The 14722-nt window shown below is 60.9% G+C and carries 10 protein-coding genes; 8 read left to right on the forward strand and 2 right to left on the reverse strand.

What is annotated here, in order from left to right; translation table 11 throughout:
• Positions 1 to 62: 62 nt before the first annotated feature.
• From ACEN84_RS17570 to exoR, 4 genes are all read left to right on the forward strand, one after another.
• The gene (locus ACEN84_RS17570) at positions 63 to 2903 is read left to right on the forward strand and encodes a valine--tRNA ligase (RefSeq protein WP_413709392.1); all 2841 of its coding nucleotides are present in this window, start codon (positions 63 to 65) and stop codon (positions 2901 to 2903) included.
• Positions 2904 to 3305: 402 nt separating this feature from the next.
• A complete protein-coding gene (locus ACEN84_RS17575) occupies positions 3306 to 4496 on the forward strand; it encodes an OmpP1/FadL family transporter (protein WP_413709393.1) in 1191 nt (396 codons plus the stop codon).
• A gap of 231 nt (positions 4497 to 4727) precedes the next feature.
• The gene (locus tag ACEN84_RS17580) at positions 4728 to 5216 is read left to right on the forward strand and encodes a hypothetical protein (RefSeq protein ID WP_413709394.1); all 489 of its coding nucleotides are present in this window, start codon (positions 4728 to 4730) and stop codon (positions 5214 to 5216) included.
• A 5-nt stretch (positions 5217 to 5221) separates the two neighbouring features.
• Entirely contained in the window at positions 5222 to 6022 is an 801-nt protein-coding gene (gene exoR, locus ACEN84_RS17585; RefSeq protein ID WP_413709395.1) for an exopolysaccharide production regulator ExoR, read from the forward strand.
• A gap of 7 nt (positions 6023 to 6029) precedes the next feature.
• On the opposite strand, the gene xth is transcribed toward exoR, so the two are convergent.
• Both xth and erpA read right to left on the reverse strand, forming a co-directional pair.
• The gene (gene xth / locus ACEN84_RS17590) at positions 6030 to 6821 is read right to left on the reverse strand and encodes an exodeoxyribonuclease III (RefSeq protein WP_413709396.1); all 792 of its coding nucleotides are present in this window, start codon (positions 6819 to 6821) and stop codon (positions 6030 to 6032) included.
• A gap of 115 nt (positions 6822 to 6936) precedes the next feature.
• Positions 6937 to 7269, reverse strand: a complete 333-nt coding sequence (erpA, locus tag ACEN84_RS17595; RefSeq protein WP_203428982.1) for an iron-sulfur cluster insertion protein ErpA — start codon at positions 7267 to 7269, stop codon at positions 6937 to 6939.
• 223 nt (positions 7270 to 7492) lie between these two features.
• On the opposite strand from erpA, the gene ACEN84_RS17600 reads away from it, so the two are divergent.
• The 4 genes from ACEN84_RS17600 (at position 7493) to nagZ (ending at position 14703) form a co-directional block, all read left to right on the forward strand.
• Entirely contained in the window at positions 7493 to 8710 is a 1218-nt protein-coding gene (locus tag ACEN84_RS17600) for a deoxyguanosinetriphosphate triphosphohydrolase (protein ID WP_203428981.1), read from the forward strand.
• Between the two features lie 66 nt (positions 8711 to 8776).
• The gene (gene argS / locus ACEN84_RS17605) at positions 8777 to 10534 is read left to right on the forward strand and encodes an arginine--tRNA ligase (protein WP_413709397.1); all 1758 of its coding nucleotides are present in this window, start codon (positions 8777 to 8779) and stop codon (positions 10532 to 10534) included.
• Positions 10535 to 10595: 61 nt separating this feature from the next.
• Positions 10596 to 13565: an SPOR domain-containing protein gene (locus ACEN84_RS17610; RefSeq protein WP_413709398.1), complete on the forward strand. Its 2970-nt coding sequence runs from the start codon at positions 10596 to 10598 to the stop codon at positions 13563 to 13565.
• Positions 13566 to 13689: 124 nt separating this feature from the next.
• A complete protein-coding gene (gene nagZ / locus ACEN84_RS17615; RefSeq protein WP_413709399.1) occupies positions 13690 to 14703 on the forward strand; it encodes a beta-N-acetylhexosaminidase in 1014 nt (337 codons plus the stop codon).
• Positions 14704 to 14722: the final 19 nt, after the last annotated feature.

Consider the following 14722-nt stretch of genomic DNA (forward strand, 5'->3'; position numbering starts at 1 on the left):
ACTTGCCCGCAGCCATCCTATTTACAAACCCGCATCCTAAAACCCCGAAGTTTGGTCATAAAATGCTCGACAAGACCTATGATTCCGCCGCAGTCGAACCGAAAATCGCTGCGAAATGGGACGAAGCCGATGCCTTCCGTGCCGGTGCCAACAAGAAGCCCGGCGCCGAAACGTTCACGATCGTGATCCCGCCGCCGAACGTGACGGGCTCCCTGCACATGGGCCACGCGCTCAACAACACGCTGCAGGACGTCATGATCCGCTTCGAGCGCATGCGCGGCAAGGACGTGCTCTGGCAGCCGGGCATGGACCATGCCGGCATCGCGACGCAGATGGTCGTCGAGCGCAAGCTGATGGAACAGCAGCTTCCCGGCCGCCGCGAAATGGGCCGCGATGCCTTCATCGACAAGGTCTGGGAGTGGAAGGCTGAATCGGGCGGCCTGATCTTCAACCAGCTGAAGCGCCTTGGCGCCTCCTGCGACTGGTCGCGCGAGCGATTTACGATGGACGAGGGCCTCTCGGCAGCCGTTCTTGAAGTCTTCGTAACGCTTTACAAGGAAGGCCTGATCTACAAGGATAAGCGCCTGGTCAACTGGGATCCGAAGCTTCTGACGGCGATTTCCGACATGGAAGTCGAGCAGATCGAAGTGAAGGGCAATCTCTGGCACCTGCGCTATCCGCTGGAAGAGGGCGTCACCTACCAGCATCCGGTTGCTTTCGATGAAGAGGGCAAGCCGACCGAATTCGAAACGCGCGACTATCTCGTCGTCGCCACGACGCGCCCGGAAACCATGCTCGGCGATACCGGCGTTGCGGTGAACCCCGATGACGATCGCTACAAGTCGATCGTCGGCAAGCATGTCATCCTGCCGATCGTCGGCCGCAAGATCCGAATCGTCGCCGACAGCTACGCCGATCCGACGGCAGGGACCGGCGCCGTCAAGCTGACGCCGGCGCATGACTTCAACGACTTCGACGTTGCCAAGCGCACCGGCCTGCGCGCCATCAACGTGCTCAACATCGACGGATCGGTCACCATCAAGGAAAACGAGGACTTCCTCGAAGGTCTCGACAATCCGGCGGCACTTCATGGCGCCTGGGATCGTCTCGAGGGCCAGGACCGTTTCGCGGCACGCAAGATCATCGTTGAGATTTTCGAGGAAGCCGGCCTGCTCGACAAGATCGAGCCGCACAAGCACATGGTTCCGCACGGCGACCGCGGCGGCGTGCCGATCGAGCCGCGCCTGACGGAGCAGTGGTGGGTCGACAACAAGACGCTCGCCAAGCCGGCGATCGCCTCGGTTCGCGAGGGCCGCACCAAGTTCGTTCCGAAGAACTGGGAAAACACCTATTTCCAGTGGATGGAAAATATTCAGCCCTGGTGCATCTCGCGCCAGCTCTGGTGGGGTCACCAGATTCCGGCCTGGTACGGCCCCGATGGTCAGGTCTTCGTCGAGAAGACCGAGGAAGAGGCGCTGCAGGCGGCCATCCAGCATTACCTGTCGCATGAAGGCCCGATGAAGGCCTATGTCGAGGACCTGCTCGAAAACTTCAAGCCGGGCGAAATCCTGACGCGCGACGAAGACGTTCTCGACACCTGGTTCTCGTCGGCGCTCTGGCCTTTCTCGACGCTCGGCTGGCCGGAAAAGACGCCGGAACTGGCACGCTATTACCCGACCAACGTGCTGGTCACCGGCTTCGACATCATCCCGTTCTGGGTGGTGCGCATGATGCAGATGGGCCTGCACTTCATGAAGGACGAGGACGGCAATCCCGTCGAGCCCTTCCACACGGTCTATATTCACGCGCTGGTCCGCGACAAGAATGGCCAGAAGATGTCGAAGTCGAAGGGCAACGTCATCGATCCCCTGGAACTGATCGACGAATACGGCGCCGACGCGCTGCGCTTCACGCTCGCCATCATGGCGGCGCAGGGCCGCGACGTGAAGCTCGATCCCGCGCGTATCGCCGGCTATCGCAATTTTGGCACCAAGCTCTGGAACGCCACGCGCTTCGCCGAGATGAACGGCGCCAAGAGCGATCCGAACTTTGCGCCCGACAGCGTCAAGCTGACCATCAACCGCTGGATCCTGACAGAACTTGCCCGTGCGGAACGTGACGTTACGGAAGCCATCGAGGCCTACCGCTTCAACGATGCGGCCGGAGCGCTCTATCGCTTCGTCTGGAACCAGGTCTGCGACTGGTATCTCGAACTGCTGAAGCCGGTATTCAGCGGCGAGGACGAAGCCGCCAAGCAGGAAGCCCAGGCCTGCAGCGCCTACATCCTGGAAGAGATCTACAAGCTGCTGCATCCGTTCATGCCCTTCATGACCGAAGAGCTCTGGGCGCATACGGCGGGCGAGGGCATCGAGCGCGATACGCTGGTCTGCCATGCTGAATGGCCGTCGCCGTCCTTCTCCGACGATGCGGCTGCCGACGAAATCAACTGGCTGATCGACCTGGTATCGGGCATCCGCTCGGTACGCGCCGAAATGAACGTTCCGCCGTCGGCAACTGCGCCGCTGGTCTTCGTCAACGCCAATGCGCTGACCAGGGATCGCCTGTCGCGCCACGATGCGGCAATCAAGCGCCTGGCACGCGTTGAGGCGGTTTCGCTCGCCGACGCCGCGCCGAAGGGGGCCGCTCAGATCGTTGTCGGCGAAGCCACCGCCTGCCTGCCGCTCGGCAGCCTGATCGACCTTTCGGCGGAAAAATCCCGTCTCGAAAAGGCGATCGGCAAGACCGAAGGCGAAATGGCCCGCATCAACGGCAAGCTGTCGAACGAGAAATTCGTCGCCAATGCCAACCCCGAGGTCGTGGAAGCCGAGCGTGAGCGCCTGGCCGAACTGGAGGGGCAGATGGAGAGCCTGAAAGTTGCGCTTGCAAGGGTGATCGAAGCCTGATCCACTTTTGGTAGCAAACTATTCCAAAACGGCGTCCTGATATCTCGGGACGCCGTTTTGATTTGCAGACACCGCGAGTCGAGGCGTGGTGCGTATATGTGCTGTTGCTGATGCGAAAATGGGCATTTTTTCGAATTATTCGGTGGGTAAGGCCGAAAAAACTGACTGTTGTCAGATTGATACAGGAGTGGGATCGGTTGGAAGGATAATCCAAAAATAACCCGAAATGATTAGTTTGTTGGGATAAAATTTTACCATAGTCAAATTTTTGACGTGCCCGTCAATTTCTTACGTCAATTTAACTTCTTGCATGCATTGTGGCGGCATGAAGGCGCGCATTGTCATCCGCGCCATTCCTTTGCAAGGTGCAGCCATCTGCATTGCTTGAGTGGGGGAGACACAATGGCATCTCGTATGTTTTCCAAGGGCGTAGCATCGCTCGTTATCCTTTCGTCCTTCGCATCGCCGTCATTTGCCGGCGGCCTGGAACGCGGCGGCTACAATATCGACCAGCTCTTTGATACGGGGCCATTTTCGTTCAGCAGTGGTGTGACTTACGTCATGCCGCAGCGCAAGCTGAAGAATGTCAACGATATTGATCCTTCAGACGGCAGCCTGAACTCCCGTCCCAGGACCGCTGATGAGACGGAAAACTATGCAATACCTTACGTCGGCATGAAAGGTGGAATTGGACCGGTCGATTGCTTGATCGACTATTCCGAACCATTCGGCGCGTATAGCAATCCTGGCGCTAATTGGGCTGGTGCTAACAGCAATATCAAGACGAAGGTCACCAGCCATAACTACGGCGCGACGTGTTCCTACAAGTTTGATGCGGGTCCAGGGCAGTTTCGCTTGATTGGCGGCGCCTTCTATCAAGAGATTGAAGGCTTCAAGTCTCGCTTGGTTGCGCCGCCGAATGTCGTCGGTAGTCTTGAAATGAGCGATCAGTCGTGGGGCTGGCGCGCCGGTGTGGCGTACGAAATCCCCGAATACGCGATGAGAGCTAGCCTGGTCTATAACAGCAGGGTGGATTATGACCACCTAGATGGCACAGTGGATTTAACAGCTGCTGGTCTCGGCATCATCCCTGTGACGGGTGCGGCCCAAGCCCCAGATTCGCTTGAACTCAAGGTTCAGACCGGTATCGCACCCGACTGGCTGGCGTTCGGCAATGTAAAGTGGACGAACTGGAGTCTTCTCCAGTCCATTGAATTCTGCCCGACTTCCGGTTTGTGTCCCGCTGGAGGCCTGACGTCTCTGGACCTAGCCTACCGTGATGGCTGGACGATCGGTGGTGGTATCGGCCACAAATTCAACGATCAGTGGGCGGGCGCTGTCAGCCTGACCTGGGACCGCGGCACCAGCGACGGCTACGGTTCGCAGACCGATACCTGGATGCTCGGCCTCGGCGCTGCCTACACCCCGACCGAAAACATCGAATGGCGTTTTGCTGGTGCCATCGGCCTTATGACCAGTGGCGAATCCGGGACCTTTACCCGCGATGGCGTGACTTACGGCAACGACGTGACGTATTCGTTCGGCAACGATCTGGTCACGGCACTTTCGACCAGCATCAAGATCAAGTTCTGAAGCTGATCACTTGAATCAAAAGCCCGGCCCAGTGCCGGGCTTTTCTTTGCTTGATGCCATATTAATCATGCCTTTTGGACATCCCATTTTGTGACGAATCCGCAACAGTTTTTTACGACAGTTGGCGTAAGCTATCTCCAGGGCGAATTTGTCCATTTCCCGCCACAAACAGGGCGCAGCGGTATTTGCGGGCAAGGGAATGGCAGGCGTAGGGTGCGTTTGAAAAGTAAGATGGGTCGAGTTTTTTCAGGGACAGGCGAGAGCCGATCGGAGACCGGATTTCATTCCGCTCCATTTGCGATTCAGCTTTTCCCGCAAGGCGATTCCGCCGGAAAATTTCGCTCTCAAGTCGTGTCTTCCATCTGTCCATTCTCCGATGTTTCCGCGTCCATGACGGGCGCTGACGAGCACCGCGATCACGCCGATACCGGTTTGGTCACATTTGGTGTTTACGGATATTGGGAAGGCGGAAAGACAGACGTTTCTTCCGCGAAAATGACGCCGCAGGCATTGCAGGCGGGCCAGGCCGGAACCCGGGTGGTCTATCGCGATGCGCAGGAAATTCAGGCCCTCGAAGAAGGGCGGAAGGCTGGATGCGACGCGGGCAAAGGAGCCAGAGAGCTCGCCGCGGGATCGCTCGCCTGGAGGAGATACGCCGGGACGCGTGGCAGCGGAGTTTTTGCTGCCGGGCTGGTCTGCGATGGAAGCGAAAGAAACTGAGTGAAATGCTGACATCCGAGTTCAGACTTTTCAGATTTGCTCTCATGGGGCTGTCGATCGCGCTTTCCGCAGCGGTTGCCTCCCCAGCCGCCGCTTTTGATATCAATGCCGGCGTCACCAAGGAATCCGGTCCCTTCGATCTCTTCAAGTTCGGCTTCAAGGCTTACAAGAGCGGCCAGAAGGAAGAAGCTGTCGAAGCTTACAAATACGCCGCGGAAAAGGGCCATACCGGCTCGCGCTGGGCGCTGGCCAACATGTATGCCGACGGCGACGGCGTGACCCAGGACGATTTCGAAGCCTTCAAGATCTATAGCGAGATTGCCCAGCAGGGCGTGGAGCCGGGTTCCGAAGATACCGGCTTCTTCATCAATGCGCTGCTGTCGCTCGCGAGCTATTACAAGCACGGCATTGCCGGTAGTCCGGTGAAGGTTGATCTCAACCAGGCCCGCCAACTCTATTTCCAGGTCGCCTCGACCTTCGGCGTGCCGGAAGCGCAGTTCCAGCTGGCGCAGATGATGCTTTCGGGCGAGGGCGGCAGCCCCAATCCGCTGCAGGCGAAGAAGTGGCTGAATCAGGCCCGCAAGAGCGGCCATCCGGGCGCTATGTCCGTCTTCGGCAACATCCTCTTCCAGGAAGGCCAGTCGGCCCGTGGTCTGGCGATGATGACGGCGGCGCTCGACCGCTGCAAGCCGAAGGACTGTGGCTGGATGGAATCGCTGCAGGAGCAGGCTTTCTCGGTCGCGACCGAAGGAGACCGCCGTGCAGCGGTCTCGCTCTCCCACAATATCGCCACGAGCGGCGATTGATCGTAGCTTAAGCCGCGAAGTCGAAATAGGCGACGACGGGAACGTGGTCGGACGGTTTTTCCCAGGCGCGGACGTGCTTTTCGATCGCCGTCGAGGTCATGCGGTCTGCGGCTTCAGGCGACAGCATCAGATGGTCGATGCGAATGCCGTTGTTCTTCGGCCAGGCGCCGGCCTGATAATCCCAGAATGAATAGAGCTGAACCGCATCCGTCGTGGCGCGCACAGCATCGGTGAAGCCGAGGCTTTCGAGCCTGCGGAAGGCTTCACGGGTCTGCGTCAGGAAGAGCGCGTCATTCGCCCAGACCTTCGGGTCGAAGCAATCATGCGGCTCGGGAATGACGTTATAGTCGCCAGCCAGAATGAGCGGCTCCTCATAGCTCAGCCGCTGCGCCGCAAATTGCTGCAGGCGCTCCATCCAGGCGAGCTTGTAGCTGTATTTCTCGGTTTCGACGGGATTGCCGTTCGGCAGATAGAGGCAGCAGACGCGCAGCGCCTTGTTGCCGGGCAGCGAGAACACCGCCTCGATGAAGCGTGCCTGCTCGTCCAGCGGATCGCCGGGCAGCCCGCGGCTCACTTCGTCCGGCTTGCTCTTGGAGAGGATCGCGACGCCGTTGAAACCCTTCTGGCCATGCGTCTCGACATGATAGCCCATCGCCTCGATCTCAAGGCGCGGAAAGCCTTCGTCGACCGTCTTGATTTCCTGCAGGCAGACGATGTCGGGATTGGAATCCTTGAGCCACTGCGTCAGGTTGTCGATACGCGCCTTGACGCCGTTGATGTTCCAGGTCGCGATCTTCATCCATCACCTCTTGCTTCGTGCCGATCTTGTATCGTGATGGGTAGCAACCGGACAAGACGATAAACCGGCCGGAAGAGATTTCTTCGGCCGGTCGGGTCTGAGATCGGTGGAAAGCTTAGATCGAAAAGCTCGTTCCGCAGCCGCAGCTGGCAACCGCGTTCGGATTCTTGATCTGGAAGGACTGGCCGAGCAGGTTGTCGACGAAGTCGATCTCGGAGCCGGCCATATAGACCAGCGAGAGGCTGTCGATCAGCACCTTGGCGTCGTTCTTCTCGACGATCACGTCATCGTCCTGAACGCCGTCGGCAAGGTCGAACTTGTAGGAAAAACCCGAACAGCCGCCGCCTTCGACGGAAACGCGCAGCGCGCTCTTTCCGGCCTCGGCACCGACGATCGCGGCGATTCGCTTTGCGGCCGCATCGGAGAGGGTTACTGAAGTCTCTGTCATGCTTCCTCCTGCCGGGGTCAAGATCCGGAGAGAATTGATAAAAGCCGCAGAGCGTTCAAACGGCTGATATCAAAAGAATTTATCACGGGCGCTCACGGAGCGCATTATTGCGGAAAGCGGTTAAGAAAGCGCCGCTTTGCCTGATATACTGACTATAGGTATGAAGAGCGTGAAGCGGCGTCAATGGGGCGATCCGGCCGCGCGGTTCGAATGACGGTGAAGAATGACGATTGACAGGCGTGCATTGGGTTTCGGCAACAGCGAACGGGCAGTCTATGCGGCTGATCCCTGGACGACCCGCGGGCGGCTCTATCAGGAGAGCTCCAGCCCGACGCGATCCGACTTCCAGCGCGACCGCGACCGCATCGTCCACACCACCGCCTTCCGCCGCCTGAAGCACAAGACGCAGGTCTTTATCGCCCAGGATGGCGATCACTACCGCACGCGCCTGACCCACACGATCGAGGTGGCGCAGATCGCCCGTGCTTTGGCGCGCGCCCTGAAGCTCGACGAGGATCTTGCCGAGGGCGTGGCGCTGGTCCACGATTTCGGCCACACCCCGTTCGGGCACACCGGCGAGGATGCGCTGCATGAGGTGCTGCTGCCCTATGGCGGCTTCGATCACAATGCCCAGTCGCTGCGCATCGTCACGAAGCTGGAACGCCGCTATGCCGAATTCGACGGCATCAACCTGACCTGGGAGAGCCTCGAAGGCCTCGTCAAGCACAATGGCCCGTTGCTGACGCCGGACGGGCAGGGCACGCGCGGCCCGGTTCCCCAGCCCATCCTCGACTATTGCGAGCTCCACGACCTCCAGCTCGCGACCTATGCCAGCTTGGAGGCGCAGGTGGCGGCGATCGCCGACGATATCGCCTACAACACCCACGACATCGACGACGGCCTGCGCTCCGGCTACCTGACCTTCGACATGCTGGAGGAGATTCCCTTCCTCGCCGGGCTTATGGCGGAAGTTCGCGACCGCTATCCGAACCTCGAAGCTAGCCGCTTCACCCATGAGATCATGCGCCGGCAGATCACTCGCATGGTCGAGGATGTGATCTCGGTTGCGCAGGAGCGTCTCGCCCAGATCAATCCGAAGAGCGCCGACGATATTCGCCACGCCGATCGCGTCATCGCCACCTTCTCGCCGGCGATGGCCGAAACCGACAGGCTGATCAAGCAGATGCTCTTCAAGCGCATCTACCGCCACCCGGAGATCATGCGCATCCGCGCCGGTGCCGCACAGATCGTCACCGACCTCTTCGGCGCTTATATGGCGAACCCCAAGGAGATGCAGAGCCACTACTGGGTGGATCACATCGCGGGCCTTGCCGATGCCCCGAAGGCCCGCCATGTCGGCGACTATCTGGCCGGGATGACGGACACCTATGCCATCAGCGCTCACAGGCGATTGTTTGACCACACTCCCGATTTGCGATAGGCAGCACGCGCCCGGCGAGAGCGCCGGTCGATGCCTTGTGGCACAGCCTATGCATGGAAGAGTGCGATGAACCTTTTTACCGATTTCGAAGCCAGGATTAAAACCGCCCTTGAACAGATCGATCTGGTCAAGGAAAAGCGATCCGAGCTCGATTTCGGCCGCATCGCCGTCGAGCCGCCGCGCGATGTGACGCATGGCGACGTCGCGACCAATGCTGCGATGGTGCTCGCCAAGCCGCTCGGCACCAATCCGCGCGCCTTCGCCGAAATCATTCTCGGCAAGCTGAAGGAAGACCCTGATGTCGCCGAGGTTTCGGTGGCCGGTCCGGGCTTCATCAACATCAAGCTGTCCGTCGGGTACTGGCAGCGGCTGCTCGGCTCGATGATCGAAGCCGGTACCGACTACGGTCGCTCGACGCTCGGCGCCGGCCGTAAGGTCAATGTCGAATATGTCTCGGCAAACCCGACCGGCCCGATGCATGTCGGCCATTGCCGCGGCGCCGTTGTCGGCGACGCGCTCGCAAACCTTCTGGCCTTCGCCGGCTATGCCGTCGAGAAGGAATATTACATCAACGATGCCGGCTCGCAGATCGACGTGCTGGCACGCTCGGTCTTCCTGCGTTACCGCGAAGCCCTCGGCGAGAAGATCGGCGAGATCCCGGCCGGCCTCTATCCAGGTGATTACCTCGTTCCGGTCGGCCAGTCACTGGCCGGTGAATACGGTGTGCGGCTGCACAACATGCCGGAAGAGCAGTGGATGCCGATCGTAAAGGACAAGGCGATCACGGCAATGATGGCGATGATCCGCGAGGATCTCGCAGCGCTGAACGTCCATCACGACGTTTTCTTCTCCGAGCGCACGCTGCACGATGGTGGCGCTGCTGCCATTCGCACTGCGATCAACGACCTGACCTTCAAGGGCTTTGTCTACAAGGGCTCCCTGCCGCCGCCGAAGGGTCAGCTGCCCGAGGATTGGGAAGATCGCGAGCAGACGCTGTTCCGCTCGACCGAAGTCGGCGACGATGTCGATCGCCCGCTGATCAAGTCCGACGGGTCCTATACTTACTTCGCGGCCGACGTTGCTTACTTCAAGAACAAGTTCGATCGCGGCTTCAACGAGATGATCTACGTGCTCGGCGCCGACCATGGCGGCTACGTCAAGCGCCTGGAAGCGGTCGCCCGTGCCGTCTCAGAGGGCAACTCGAAGCTGACCGTGCTGCTCTGCCAGCTCGTAAAATTGTTCCGCAACGGCGAGCCGGTGAAGATGTCGAAGCGCTCCGGCGACTTCGTGACGCTGCGCGACGTGGTCGAGGAAGTCGGCCGCGATTCGGTGCGTTTCATGATGCTTTACCGGAAGAGTTCCGAGCCGCTCGACTTCGATTTCGCTAAAGTAACGGAACAGTCGAAAGATAATCCGGTCTTTTACGTGCAATATGCGCATGCCCGTTGCATGTCGGTTTTCCGGCAGGCGAAGGAGGCTTTTCCGGACCTCAATGTCAGCCCTGCAGACCTCGCAAAAGCGGTCTCTGGAATCTCGGATCCCGCGGAATTGCAGCTGATTGCGAAGGCTGCGGAGTTCCCGCGCGTCGTCGAATCTGCAGCCCAGGCGCAGGAGCCTCACAGGGTCGCTTTCTATCTCTACGACCTCGCCAGTTCGTTCCATGCACACTGGAACAAAGGTAAAGACCAGACTGAATTACGATTTGTTAACGATAAGAGCCGAGAATCGAGTATTGCCAGACTAGGGCTGGTGTACGCTGTCGCTTCGGTTTTGAAGTCGGGTCTTGCCATTACTGGTACCGCCGCACCGGATGAAATGCGATAAACGTCACCAAATCCCCACATTGCGCTGGCATTGACCGCGTTGGCTTTTGAGTGGGATGGGTATGGCAGACAAACAACTTGCGTATGACGCGCGACAGAAGACGGAGCTGTTCGATGAAAACGATCCGCTCGCGGAACTCGCGCGCATCGTTGGCTTCGAGCCGCGTGTAGCGGCCAATACTGTCTCAGAGCCAGTCCGGCAGGAGCCGGCCTTCGATCTCGAAGACGAATTGCTGCGGGAATTCGAGCGCTACGACGCGCCGCGCCCGCTGGGTGCGCTCGATCATCCGGCCGAGCAGCCCGTTGAGGAAGCCGCAAGCTATGAGCCCGTTGCCTACGAGCACGCTGCCGCTCCGCAGGAGCCCGTTGAGGCTCCGGTCTATGCCGAGCCGGAAGCCCACGAGGCTGAGCCGGGTGCGGCGGCCTATGAGCCCGAGGAAACGCAGGCCTGGACCGGTGGTCAGGTTGCTGCCGCCGAATGGGCGGTCCAGCCCTCCGAGCCAGTCTCCAACGGCGGCGCCCGCGATCTGATCGAAGAACTCGAAATGTCGATCGGTGCCGCATCGGTTGCCCAGCCGGTTGCTCCGGTTGCCAAGGCGCCGCAGTGGTCTGCCGCCAGCATCAAGCTGCCGCTCGCCAACTTCAATACGGCCCGCCGCGAAGAGCCGGCCCGTCCGGTTGCGGTCGAGCCCGAGCCTGTCGTTGCCGCTGCGCCTGCGCCGCAGCCGGTTGCCGAAGTGGCATCCGCAGAAACCCTGCAGGAACTTGCTGCACTTGACGTTGCCGAGGACTTCGCTCCCGTCGCTTCCGGCTTCCCGGCCGAAATCGATCGCCACGAAGAGCCCGAAGTCGTCGAGCAGGCGCCGGTCGCCGAAGCTGTCTATGCCGAGCCGGTATCGCACGAGGCCTTCGATCTCGCCGCTGCCGCCAAGGATGGCATCGTTGCTTCCGACGCAGCGCTGACCGAGGCGCTGCCCCAGGATGAAGCAACCGCCTTCGATATCGACAACCTTCTGGCTGACGTTTCCCGTTACCCGGTGCCGCAGCGCGCTCCGGAGCCGGTTCGCGAAGAACCCGTACAGTTCCATCAGCCGGAACCGGTAAAGCCGGTAGCACCCGTCGTGGCCGCCAAGCCCGCTCCGGCCGAAGAGGAAGACCCCTTCGCAGGTCATGACTTCGAACTCGATCTCGAAGGCATCGAACTGGAACTCGCCGATCTCGATTTCGCAGAGCCCGTCAAGGAAGAGCCGGTCGCAGTGGCTCCTGCTCCTGTTCGCGCTCAGCCCGCACCTGTTGCCGTCGCTCCGGCACCGGTTGTCGCTCCGCGCCCGATCGCGCCTGCGCCTGTCGTTGCAGAAGCGCCGCGTCCGGTTCAGCCGGCCTATACGCCTGCACCGGTTTCCTATTCGCAGGCAGCCGTTTTCACGCCTGCCCCGCAGCCTGCGGTTCCTGTCCGTGCAGCTGTTGTCGAACCCGTCGAAGAACTTCCCTTCGATCCGTCGATGATCACCGACGCCGACGGTCATCCGGAAGCAGTTGGCGAAATGCACGTTCCGGCGCTGCCGCCGGTCGAGCAGCACAAGCCTGCCGCTCCGGTCAACGATTTCGATTTCGACGTCGATGCCGAGATCGCCAGCCTGTTCGATCCGATCAAGTCCAAGGAAGCCGTTCCGGCTGCTGCGCCCGCCTGGGCATCGCAGGCCTCCGCTCCCGCGGCTCAGAAGTCTGCAGCACCCGCCGTTGCCGGTCTCGATGATCTCGAGCGCGCTCTGGAAGAAGATCTGCGCCGCAGCATGCGCGAACCGGTCCAGCGGACCGAGCAGCTTGCCGAGGTTCACATCCAGTCTGCCGGCGCTGCCGAAGACATGCATCGCGCCCGCTCGATGAAACGCATGCTCGCTGCCGCTGCCATGGTCGTCGTCTTCGCAGGCGGCGCTTATGGCCTCTATACCGTCGTTGCCGATACTGGCATTGCCGGTGGTTCCGGCGAGCCGCGCATCATCGCCGCTGACAAGGAGCCGGTGAAAGTCGTTCCGGATAATCCGGGTGGCAAGACCGTTCCGAACCAGGACAAGGCCGTCTATGACCGCGTTGCCGGCGCCACCGAGACGCCGAAGCAGACTGCGCTGGTGTCGTCCGACGAACAGCCCGTCGACGTCGTTCAGCGCACGCTGACGCCTGAGGTCGCACCTGAGGATAACGACGGAGACATCACCGATCAGGCCGTCAGCACGCCGGTCAGCGATACCGAGGATCCGCGCCTGCTGCCAGGCCAGGAGCAGCAGGACGCCGCTGCCAACAACGATGCAGACCGCGTTCCGGCCGTTTCGCCGCGCAAGGTCCGCACGATGATCGTCAAGCCTGATGGCACGCTGGTTGCCCGTGAAGACGAGGCACCCGTTGACGCGCCTGCCGTGAACCAGGTCAAGACCACGACCATCAAGCCGAACGGCTCTGCTGCGAACTTCCCGGCAAGCACGGAAGTGGCCTCTGCCGATATCCGCTCGACCCCGGTCGAGAATACGCCGGCTCAGCCTGCCGCTTCGGAATCGGTCCTTGCCAAGGTTGCCGCGAGCAACCCGGCCAATGTCGAGCCTCCGGTCCGTCAGGTCCAGTCGACACCGGTTCAGCCGCAGGCCGCCGCAAAGCCGGCCGACGCGGCGCCGGTCCCGGCTGCCCGCCCGGCCGCAAAGCCTGCTGCCGCAGCCGCTGCACCAGAACAGCCGAAGCCGACCGAGGTCGCCTCCGTCGCCCCGGCTGCCACCCAGCCGCAGGCCGCTGCACCGTCGGGTGCCTATGGCGTCCAGATCGCATCGCTGCCATCGGAAGCTGAAGCCAACAAGTCCTACGCAAGCCTCTCCAAGAAGTTTGCCAGCGTTCTTTCCGGCCGCAGCTACGAGATCCGTAAGGCCGACATCGCAGGCAAGGGCACCTTCTACCGCGTCCGTATCCCGGCATCCTCGAAGGATGAAGCCGCTGCGATCTGCGAGAAGTATCGCGCCGCTGGTGGTAGCTGCCTGATCTCGAAGTAATCGGCTTCACACTGCATCGAAACGGCGGGCTCAGGCCCGCCGTTTTCGTTTTTACACTGCCTTTCCTGTGAATGCCGCTTGACCGGCCTATCGCAATTCGGGCGCACACCTCTATGATTCGGGTATGACCGAATCAAAAGCGATGATCCTGGGCTGTAGCGGCCTGTCCCTGACCCCGGAAGAAAAGGCCTTCTACAAGGCGGAACGCCCCTGGGGCTTCATTCTTTTCGGACGCAACATTTCCGAGCCGCAGCAGATCGCCGATCTCGTCGCCGAAATGCGCGAGAGCGTCGGCTGGCATGCGCCGGTCCTGATCGATCAGGAAGGCGGACGCGTCCAGCGCATCCGTCCGCCGATCCTCCAGCACTATCCGTCCGGTCAGGCGCTCGGCGATATCTATCGCCAGGAACGCGAGCAGGGGCTTCGCGCCGCCTGGCTGATGTCGCGCCTGCACGCTTTCGACCTTCTGAAATTTGGCATCAATGTCGATTGCCTCCCGGTTCTCGACGTGCCGGTCGAAGGCAGCAGCAATGTCATCGGCAATCGCGCCTATGGCGGCGATCCGAAGACGGTGACCGAGATGGGCCGTGCGGCGAGTGAAGGCCTGAAGGCTGGCGGCGTTCTGCCGGTGATGAAGCACATGCCGGGCCATGGCCGCGGTTTTGCCGATTCCCACCACGAACTACCGGTCGTCACCGTTTCGCGCGCGGAGCTCGAAGCGCATGATTTCCCGCCCTTCATCGCCATGAAAGACGAACTGGCCGCCATGACCTGCCATGTCGTCTTCACGGCGATCGACGACAGCAATCCGGCGACCACGTCCCGCAAGGTGATCGACGGCGTCATCCGCCAGCATATCGGCTTCAACGGCCTGTTGCTTTCGGATGATACATCGATGAACGCGCTGGCCGGGACGATCGGCGAGCGCTCCGCGAATATCATTGCAGGCGGATGCGATATCGTGCTGCATTGCAATGGCCATATGGACGAGATGCAGCAGGTGGTCGCCAATGTGCCGGTGCTCGCGGGCGCGTCTCTCGAGCGCGCCAACGCGGTTCTGGCCGGCATGCCAAAGGCCGATCAGTCGGACGAGGCCGCGATCCGCAGCGAATTCGACGCGATGTTTGCAGCCGTCTGAGAAACGGAAGAGAGGCAGA

This window comes from Rhizobium sp. Rhizsp82 (assembly GCF_047325115.1).
Taxonomy (GTDB): domain Bacteria; phylum Pseudomonadota; class Alphaproteobacteria; order Rhizobiales; family Rhizobiaceae; genus Rhizobium.